1 protein-coding gene is annotated in these 943 nt (G+C 61.4%); it reads right to left on the bottom strand.

Translation table 11 applies throughout. From position 1 onward, the window contains the following. A partial coding sequence (xerC, locus tag Xsze_RS21470; protein ID WP_099139196.1) for a site-specific tyrosine recombinase XerC occupies positions 1 to 943 on the bottom strand: 943 nt, incomplete at both ends.

Below are 943 nucleotides of genomic sequence, written 5' to 3'. Positions count from 1 at the left end.
TGACATTGTTGTGCACAGTATTGGTGTCGTCGTCGCCAAGATGACCAATGTAAAACCTGTTCGACGGTCTCTCCGGCGGTTCGGTGTCAGCGTCTGTCGGCAGCCTGTCCGGTTGTCCATCGCCTGCCCGTTCGGCCGGATGCGTCTGCTGATGCACTTTCTTGAGCTGGCCGATGGCAACCCGTGTGTAGAGTTGCGTGGTATCCAGCTTCTCATGCCCCAGCATCACCTGGATATGGCGGATATCCGCCCCGTTGTCCAGCATCTGGGTCGCCATCGAGTGCCGGAACAGGTGACAGGCCCCCGGTTTGTCCAGTTGCGCCTGCTGCCGGATGGCCTTCGCCGCTATCTGGGTCAGGTGGCCCGCACTCAGTGGCCGGCCTTTTTGCGAGATAAACAGGTAGCCGCTGTCATGCTGCGCCGCCAGTTCGGGCCGCACCTGCGCCAGATAACACGCCAGCCAGCCCAGCGCCCGCTCGCCGATAGGGACCACCCGGTCTTTATTGCCTTTGCCCTGCCGGATAACCACGGCACCCCGTTCGACGTCGATATCCCCTTGTTTGAGCTGGCGCAGCTCCATGCGCCGGATGCCGCTACTCCAGAGCACTTCCAGCATCACCCGATTGCGCAGCCCTAGCAGACTCCCGTCTTCCAGACTCTCCAGCACCCGCGCCGTTTCCCGTTCACTCAGTATCTGCGCGGGCAGCCGCTTCTCTTCTTTCGGCAATACCAGCTGTTCAGCGGGATTGTAAAGGATACGATGGCGTTGCAGCAGCCAGCGGAACCACAGCCGCAATGTGCTCAGACGTTCACGCTGCCCGTTCATCGTGTAAGTCTGGCCGTCGGCCTTGCGGTAAGCCCGCAGATAACGTTGCCAGCTTTCCAGCAGGACCAGCGTCACCTGGGCGGCATAACCCACGCTGCGCTGTTCGCACCAGTCCAC

The organism is Xenorhabdus szentirmaii DSM 16338, from assembly GCF_002632585.1.
Lineage (GTDB): Bacteria > Pseudomonadota > Gammaproteobacteria > Enterobacterales > Enterobacteriaceae > Xenorhabdus > Xenorhabdus szentirmaii.
This window is presented reverse-complemented; position numbering and strand designations above follow the sequence as displayed.